8 protein-coding genes are annotated in these 7,764 nt (G+C 61.4%); 5 read left to right on the top strand and 3 right to left on the bottom strand.

Annotated features, from left to right (window positions below; all coding sequences use genetic code 11):
- Positions 1 to 135: 135 nt before the first annotated feature.
- Positions 136 to 1,785 (top strand): choline dehydrogenase, encoded by a 1,650-nt coding sequence (gene betA, locus PMI03_RS15995; protein ID WP_039974186.1) that lies wholly within the window; start codon positions 136 to 138, stop codon positions 1,783 to 1,785.
- Between the two features lie 12 nt (positions 1,786 to 1,797).
- Here betA and PMI03_RS15990 read toward each other — a convergent pair whose 3' ends face one another.
- Together PMI03_RS15990 and PMI03_RS15985 are read right to left on the bottom strand one after the other, a co-directional pair.
- Positions 1,798 to 2,097, bottom strand: a complete 300-nt coding sequence (locus tag PMI03_RS15990) for a type II toxin-antitoxin system RelE/ParE family toxin (protein ID WP_007695041.1) — start codon at positions 2,095 to 2,097, stop codon at positions 1,798 to 1,800.
- Positions 2,094 to 2,366, bottom strand: a complete 273-nt coding sequence (locus PMI03_RS15985) for a YlcI/YnfO family protein (protein ID WP_007695035.1) — start codon at positions 2,364 to 2,366, stop codon at positions 2,094 to 2,096. Before PMI03_RS15985 ends, PMI03_RS15990 begins: the two co-directional genes overlap by 4 nt.
- Before the next feature lie 192 nt (positions 2,367 to 2,558).
- On the opposite strand from PMI03_RS15985, the gene PMI03_RS15980 reads away from it, so the two are divergent.
- Positions 2,559 to 3,920, top strand: a complete 1,362-nt coding sequence (locus tag PMI03_RS15980) for a chloride channel protein (protein ID WP_007695034.1) — start codon at positions 2,559 to 2,561, stop codon at positions 3,918 to 3,920.
- A 3-nt stretch (positions 3,921 to 3,923) separates the two neighbouring features.
- Here the strand turns inward: PMI03_RS15980 and PMI03_RS15975 are convergent, their stop codons facing one another.
- Positions 3,924 to 4,370, bottom strand: coding sequence for an Rrf2 family transcriptional regulator (locus PMI03_RS15975; protein WP_007695032.1), 447 nt, complete (start codon positions 4,368 to 4,370; stop codon positions 3,924 to 3,926).
- A 484-nt stretch (positions 4,371 to 4,854) separates the two neighbouring features.
- Between PMI03_RS15975 and PMI03_RS15970 the strand changes: the two genes are divergently transcribed.
- The 3 genes from PMI03_RS15970 to cysN all read left to right on the top strand — a co-directional run.
- A complete protein-coding gene (locus PMI03_RS15970; protein WP_007695026.1) occupies positions 4,855 to 5,592 on the top strand; it encodes a phosphoadenylyl-sulfate reductase in 738 nt (245 codons plus the stop codon).
- 133 nt (positions 5,593 to 5,725) lie between these two features.
- On the top strand, positions 5,726 to 6,679 hold the full coding sequence (gene cysD / locus PMI03_RS15965; RefSeq protein WP_007695019.1) for a sulfate adenylyltransferase subunit CysD: 954 nt from the start codon (positions 5,726 to 5,728) through the stop codon (positions 6,677 to 6,679).
- Position 6,680: 1 nt separating this feature from the next.
- The coding region (gene cysN / locus PMI03_RS15960; RefSeq protein ID WP_007695018.1) for a sulfate adenylyltransferase subunit CysN at positions 6,681 to 7,764 on the top strand (1,084 nt) is incomplete at its 3' end.

Here is a 7,764-nt window from a genome sequence, read left to right as displayed (position 1 = left end):
TGGCGGCTGGGGGTGACCAGCCGCAACGCTCATACCAGTGATCACCCCACCCCGGCCTGCGGCCGACCCTCCCCCTCAAAGGGAGGGTGCAAAACAGCTTCGATCTACGCCCCTATCCATCTGGAACACATCGTCATGCAAGCAGATTTCGTCATCATCGGCTCAGGTTCCGCCGGCTCCGCCATGGCTTCGCGGCTGTCGGAAGACGGCAAGCATACGGTCATCGTGCTGGAATTCGGCGGCAGCGATGTCGGGCCGTTCATCCAGATGCCGGCAGCGCTTGCCTGGCCGATGAGCATGGACCGCTACAATTGGGGCTATCTCTCCGAACCGGAGCCGCAGCTCAACAATCGGCGCATCACCGCGCCGCGCGGCAAGGTGATCGGTGGCTCCTCCTCGATCAACGGCATGGTCTATGTCCGTGGCCACGCCGAGGACTTCAACCGCTGGGAAGAGCTCGGCGCCCAGGGCTGGGCCTATGCCGATGTGCTGCCCTACTTCAAGCGGATGGAGCATTCCCATGGCGGCGAAGAGGGCTGGCGCGGTACCGACGGGCCGCTGCATGTCCGGCGCGGCGATGCCCGCAATCCGCTGTTCCATGCCTTCATCAAGGCCGGCAAGCAGGCAGGCTTCGAGGCGACGGAGGACTATAATGGCGGCAAGCAGGAAGGCTTCGGCCTGATGGAGCAGACGACCTGGATGGGCCGGCGCTGGTCTGCCGCGACGGCCTATCTGAAGCCGGCGCTGAAGCGGCCGAATGTCGAGCTGATCCGCTGCTTCGCCCGCAAAGTCGTGATCGAAAACGGCCGCGCCACCGGCGTCGAGATCGAACGCGGCGGCAAGATCGAGATCGTCAAGGCGAACCGCGAAGTGATCGTCTCGGCGTCTTCCTTCAACTCCCCGAAACTGCTGATGCTCTCCGGCATCGGCCCCGGGCAGCATCTGCAAGAGATGGGCATAGAGGTGAAAAACGACCGGCCGGGCGTCGGCGCCAACCTGCAGGACCATATGGAATTCTATTTCCAGCAGACCAGCCTGAAGCCGGTCTCGCTCTACTCCTGGCTGCCCTGGTACATGCAGGGGATTGTCGGCGCGCAATGGATGTTCTTCAAATCCGGCCTCGGCACTTCCAACCAGTTCGAAGCCTGCGCCTTCCTGCGCTCGGCGCCGGGCGTCAAGCAGCCCGATATCCAGTATCATTTCCTGCCCGTCGCCATCAGCTATGACGGCAAGGCGGCGGCGAAGAGCCATGGGTTCCAGGCGCATGTCGGCTATAACCTGTCGAAGTCACGCGGCGCGGTGACCCTGCGCTCGTCCGACCCGAAGGCCGATCCGGTCATCCGCTTCAACTATATGAGCCATCCCGAGGACTGGGAGAAGTTTCGCCACTGCGTGCGCCTTACCCGCGAGATCTTCGGGCAGAAGGCCTTCGACGACTATCGCGGCCCGGAAATCCAGCCTGGCCCCGACGTCCAGACCGACGACCAGATCGACGCCTTCCTGCGCGAGCATCTGGAAAGCGCCTATCACCCTTGCGGCACCTGCAAGATGGGCGCGAAGGACGATCCGATGGCCGTGGTCGATCCCGACACCCGCGTCATCGGCGTCGAGGGCCTGCGCGTCGCCGACAGCTCGATCTTCCCCAGCCTCACCTACGGCAACCTCAACGGTCCTTCCATCATGACCGGCGAAAAAGCGGCCGACCATATCCTCGGAAAGCCGAGGCTGGCACGATCCAATCAGGAGCCGTGGATCAATCCGCGCTGGGAAGTGAGCGATCGGTAGGGTTGGCGGACATCAGTGATAATCGTCTTCGCGCTGATGCCTGATCGCCAGTATCGTCACTGTGTCGCTGTCTTCGATTTCGAACAGAGCGACATAGCCGGCGGAACCGAAGGGGATGACCAGCTCGCGGAGAAATGAATTGTCCGGAGACGCTTTGCGGCAGCTGAACGGAAAGTCCGCCAGCATCTTCATGGCATCTTCAATGACCGAAACAGCACGTCTGGCGGTATTCTCATCGCGATCGAGCAGATAGGCATAAAGCCGCTTTATATCGTTACGAGCAGAGCTGGCGTAGCGAACTGCATATTTCAATTTTTCTTGCTCGCTATCTTTGCTGCGAGCATCTCCTTCAATTCGTTAACCACCTCGTCAGCGCTATAATAAATACCCGTACGCTTGGCTTCCTCGCGCGCGACCATTCCCCGCGCTATGAATTCCGCATGTGCTCGCCTGTGGTCGATTTGAGCCCTTAGCGAGTTCTCCACAAAAGCCGAGAGTGTTTCACCCTCTTTCAACACGCTCTCGGCGGCGGCGCGCAGTTCCGGGTCGACTCTCAGCGACGGGATGGAAGCGGTTTTCATGAGCAACCTCCTGCATTGCAATTGCGATGCATTCTAGGAGGCCGTTAGAATGTGTCAAGGCTCAGATAAATCCAGGTCGTAAAGTGAAGTCCTGTAAGACAGTGTGAATATCCTGATCCGTCATTTTTAAGCAGACTGTTCAGAATTGAGTCCCAAGCGGACATATCGCACAGCCTGCCGGTTCAAAATCTCATGCCCCTGATCTACCGTAAGTCCAAACTGCTCCGCCGCTCCCGCGTTTTCTGGGGCTCGATCCATCTATGGCGGCCGCGGCTGGTGTTCTGGACAGGGGCTCTCGCGATCGGCGTGATCAGCGTTGGCTTTGCCGAGCTGGCCGATTTGGCACAGCGCGCCTTTATCGGGGTGACGAGCTCGGGGGAATGGAGCTGGTTGTTGCCGCTCGCATTGACGCCGCTTGGCTTCGTGCTCTCCGCCTATCTCGCGACGACCTTGTTTCCCAACGCGCAAGGCAGCGGCATTCCGCAGGCGATTGCCGCGCGGCACCTGCATCATGACGAGGACCGCACCAAGCTTCTGTCGCTCCGACTTGCCTTCGGTAAGATCGTGCTGACCATACTCGGCCTCTTCTGCGGCGCCTCGATCGGCCGCGAGGGACCGACGGTACAGGTGGGGGCGTCCTTCATGCTGGCGGTCGCCCGCTTCAGCGGCATGGCGCAGGCGAAGGGATTGATCCTTGCCGGCTCGGCTGCAGGCATTGCGGCGGCCTTCAACACACCGCTCGCCGGCATCGTCTTTGCGATCGAGGAAATGAGCCGCACCTATGAATCGCGCGCCAATGGTCTGGTGCTGACCGCCGTCATCCTCTCGGGCCTGGCGGCTCTTGGGCTCTCCGGCAGCTATAATTATTTCGGCACGGCCAGTGCTGCGCCGGTAGCGCTGGTGGATTGGGCTCTCGTCCTGATCTGCGGCATTGGTGGCGGCGCGCTTGGGGCCGCCTTCAGCGGCTTTGCGCTTTATGCCGGCATCCGCATCCGCCGCTGGGCGCAGCCGCAGCCTCTCAAGCGCATGCTGCTGCTCGCCGGCTGCTGTGGTCTTCTGGTCGCAGCCATCGGCGTCTCCTGCCGCGGCAACACCTTCGGCACCGGTTACGAACAGGCGCGTGGCGCGGTGGAAGGACATGCCCTACCCCTGCTCTTCTTCCTGGAAAAGCTGCTCGCCAGCTTCCTTTCGATGATTTCGGGCATTCCCGGCGGCATCTTCGCGCCGTCGCTCGCCGTTGGCGCCGGTTTCGGCAGCACGGTCGGCACGCTGATCGGCGGCAGTATCGCGCTCGCGGCGATCCTCGGCATGGCGGGCTATTTCGCCGGCGTCGTACAGGCGCCGATGACCGCCTTCGTCATCATTCTGGAAATGACGGGGGATCACCAAGCCGTCATCCCGATCATGGCGGTATCGATGATCGGCTATGTCACCTCGCGCCTGCTGTCGCGCGAACCGCTCTATCACGGCCTGTCGCGCGTCTTCATCGCGGCGGCGATCCGGACACGGCGGGCAATGGAGAAAGAGGCAGGCGAAGAACACGCCGCCCACTGAGACCTATGCCAGCAGGCGAGTGACTTCCGCGCCATCCGGCAGAGCCGTCGCATCAGCGATAGTGGTCGAAAACAAAACCTTGCGGGTGGCGTCAGCAACCCTTGCGAAGACATGGCGGATTTCGCAGGTCTGCTCGCCGTCGCAATCCTCGCAGCGGCGATAGGCGGTGATGGAAAGACAGGGCAATGGCGCGATCGGACCGTCGATAATGCGCAGGATCTCGCCGAAGGTGATCTCCTCAGCCGGCTTGCGCAGGAGATAGCCCCCCTGCTTGCCGCGGCGGCTGATGACGATGCCCTGATGCTTCAGGTCGAGCAGGATCTGTTCCAGAAACTTCTTCGGGATTTTCTGTTGCGTCGCGATGTCGGAAATCATCGTCGGTTCGCCCGCTTCGGCCTGAGCCAGAGCAGATAGCGCCCGCAACGCGTATTTTGCTTTTTGAGTGATCATTTCGAACCGCTTACACACACATACGATGCGCTCACCCGATACACCGGCCACATCGCTTCGGAACTCTTAAACCCTTGGCCGACCTCGCCCCGCTTCAAACACCCGAATCGCGGAAAGCTCGGGGTGCCGGCAACCCAGCCTTGTTTTCAAGCCTTCTCACTATGCCCATAGTTTAGCTCAGAATTTGGCGTTCCGCATCTTTTTGGCCATCACTTCCGATTTCCGTTTGACAAGCCGCGTGTAACTCTACTATTTCTATAGACATTAAAGCAAGCGCTTAGATATGACTAGTCTTATCGGCGCCTCTCCGTTAGCCCGCTTCAGGGCAAAACGCCTTGGTTAACAGCCGAGGCGGTCGCTTTTTCACATGGGAGCGGCTTCGTGGAGATATTTGCTCTCTATCCCCTCGCTTTCGAAATCCGTTTTTCTGTCCGCAGCCCTCACGAACTGCGATACTCGCGGCAATATCAGGACAGGATTCCCCATGACTGCCATCAATCTCATCGAAGAAGCCGGGACACTGAACAGCCGGTTGGCGGCGCTTGACCTTGCCGGCCGCCTGTCTCTGGTCGCTAGCCTCGGCGGCCGCACCGTGTTCACGACCTCCCTCGGAATCGAAGATCAGGTCATCACCGCCGAGATCGGCAATCACCGCCTGCCGATCGATGTCGTGACGCTGCAGACCGGCCGCCTCTTCCCCGAGACACTGGCGCTGATCGACGAGACGGAAAGCCAGTACGATATCCATATCCATCGCTATGAGCCGGAGCAGGCCGACATCGACGCCTATGCGGCGAAGTACGGTCTCAACGGTTTCTACGAGAGCGTCGAAGCCCGGCATGCCTGTTGTGGCGTGCGTAAGCTGAAGCCGCTTGCGCGCGCTCTTTCCGGCGCCACGATCTGGGTCACCGGCCTGCGCCGCGGCCAATCGAACAATCGCGCCGACACGCCATTTGCCGAGTACGATCCCGAGCGCAACCTCATCAAGGTCAACCCGCTCGCCGACTGGGATATCGATGTGATCCGCGCCTATGTCGCCGACAATAGCGTACCGGTGAACCCGCTGCATCAGCGCGGCTATCCCTCGATCGGCTGCGAACCCTGCACCCGCGCCATCAAGCCGGGCGAGCCCGAGCGGGCCGGTCGCTGGTGGTGGGAAAACGACGAGACGCGCGAATGCGGCCTGCATGTTGCGGAAGAAGCCGTCGTCGCTGCGCAATGACATACCCCGCCGGTTCCCGGCATCGGTTCAAGGCGCGGTTATCGCCGCCGCCAAACCTACCAGGAACCAAAGCATTCTATTCTTTCCGGCCCGCCTTCCGGCCGGGACAAATGATTAAGTTCTGGAGTTGAAAATGCCCGATAGCCGTCCGGATACGGAACTCTCCAATCCGCAAAGCACCAAGCCGCCGCTCGACCCGCATTTGAAGGCGCTGGAAAACGAATCCATCCATATTTTCCGCGAAGTCGCGGCCGAATTCGAGCGTCCGGTGATGCTCTATTCGATCGGCAAGGATTCCTCCGTGCTGCTGCATCTGGCGCGCAAGGCCTTCTATCCCGGCCGCGTGCCCTTCCCGCTCCTGCATGTGAACACCGGCTGGAAATTCGCCGAGATGATCACCTTCCGCGACGAGATCGTGAAGAAATACGATCTCGACCTGATCGAACACATCAATCCGCGCGGCAAGGCGGAGAACGTTACCCCGTTCACCCACGGCTCGGCGCTCTATACCGACATCATGAAGACGGAAGGGTTGCGCCAGGCGCTGGACGCCGGTCAGTTCGACGCCGCTTTCGGCGGTGCACGCCGCGACGAGGAAGCTTCCCGCGCCAAGGAACGCATCTATTCCTTCCGCACGCCGGATCATCGCTGGGATCCACGCAACCAGCGCCCGGAGCTCTGGAACGTCTATAACGGCCAGATCCGCAAGGGCGAGAGTGTGCGCGTCTTCCCGCTGTCGAACTGGACCGAGGTCGATATCTGGCGCTACATCCAGGCCGAAAACATTCCGATCGTACCGCTCTATTTCGCCGAGAAGCGCCCGTTCGTCGAGCGCGACGGCATGATGATCCTGGCCGCCGATCCGCGGCTTGAATTGCTGCCCGACGAAGTCAAGCGCGAGGAGCTTATCCGCTTCCGCACGCTCGGCTGCTTCCCGCTGACGGGCGCGATCCGCTCCACCGCAAACACCCTTGAAGACGTTATCGCAGAGCTGGAAATCGCCACGGTTTCCGAACGACAGGGCCGTGCCATCGACCGCGACCAGTCCGGCTCCATGGAAAAAAAGAAGCGCGAAGGATATTTCTGAGATGACCGCAGCCGTAACCGCAAACGTCGTCACCTTGCCCGCAGCCGAGCCCGCCAAGGCCGTGCGCGATACGCGTCCGCTTCGCCTGATCACCTGCGGCAGCGTCGATGACGGCAAATCCACGCTGATCGGCCGCCTGCTTTGGGACACCAAGGCCGTCAAGGAAGACCAGGCCGCCACGCTGCAGCGCGACTCCACCGGCAAGCAGAACGATCTCGGCCTGCCCGACTTCGCATTGCTGCTCGACGGCCTGCAGGCCGAGCGCGAACAGGGCATCACCATCGATGTCGCCTATCGCTATTTCTCGACCGACAACCGCTCCTTCATCGTTGCCGACACGCCCGGCCACGAGCAGTACACCCGCAACATGGCGACCGGTGCTTCCACCGCCGATCTCGCGATTCTGCTGATCGACGCACGCCTGGGTATTCTCGAGCAGACGCGCCGCCATGCAACAATCGCCTCGCTGCTCGGCATCAAGCAGTTCGTGCTCGCCGTCAACAAGATCGACCTGACGAATTACGACCGCGCCGGCTTCGAGAAGATCGCGCATGATTTCCGCGAATTCGCGCTGTCGCTCGGCGTCAAGCAGATCACCGCCATCCCGATGTCCGCCCTGAAGGGCGAAAACGTCGTCTATTCCGGCCAAGCAGCTATGCCCTGGTACAACGGCCCGACACTCGTCGAAACGCTGGAGCTTGCCACGGTGCGCTCGGCTCAGTCCGTCGGCTTCCGCCTGTCCGTGCAGCGCGTGTCCCGCCCCGGCGAAAGCTTCCGTGGCTATCAGGGCACGGTTGCCGGCGGCTCGGTGAAGCCGGGCGATAGCGTCATGATCCTGCCGTCAGGCATGGTTGCCAACGTCTCGAAGATCGTCACCTTCGATCTGGTGCGCAATGCCGCCGTTGCCGGCGATGCGATCACGCTCGTACTCGACCGCCAGGTGGACGTATCGCGCGGTGACATGATCGTTGCCATCGACAGCCAGCCGCAATCTGGCCTTGCCTTCGATGCGCAAATCGTCGCGCTGCAGCCGGAAGGCATCGAGCCCGGCAAGCGTTACTGGCTGAAGAGCGGCAGCCGCCGTC

Source organism: Rhizobium sp. AP16 (assembly GCF_000281735.1).
In the GTDB taxonomy this organism is placed as follows: Bacteria; Pseudomonadota; Alphaproteobacteria; order Rhizobiales; family Rhizobiaceae; genus Rhizobium; species Rhizobium rhizogenes.
The sequence above is the reverse complement of the archived record's forward strand: the minus strand, read 5'-3'. Positions and strand labels throughout refer to the sequence as shown.

Bases quoted from the DNA above. Each gene is read 5' to 3' on its own strand.
- betA (WP_039974186.1), top strand. From the start codon at position 136: ATGCAAGCAGATTTCGTCATCATCGGCTCAGGTTCCGCCGGCTCCGCC.
- PMI03_RS15985 (WP_007695035.1), bottom strand. From the start codon at position 2,366: ATGAAAACCGCTTCCATCCCGTCGCTGAGAGTCGACCCGGAACTGCGC.
- PMI03_RS15980 (WP_007695034.1), top strand. From the start codon at position 2,559: ATGCCCCTGATCTACCGTAAGTCCAAACTGCTCCGCCGCTCCCGCGTT.
- PMI03_RS15975 (WP_007695032.1), bottom strand. From the start codon at position 4,370: ATGATCACTCAAAAAGCAAAATACGCGTTGCGGGCGCTATCTGCTCTG.
- PMI03_RS15970 (WP_007695026.1), top strand. From the start codon at position 4,855: ATGACTGCCATCAATCTCATCGAAGAAGCCGGGACACTGAACAGCCGG.
- cysD (WP_007695019.1), top strand. From the start codon at position 5,726: ATGCCCGATAGCCGTCCGGATACGGAACTCTCCAATCCGCAAAGCACC.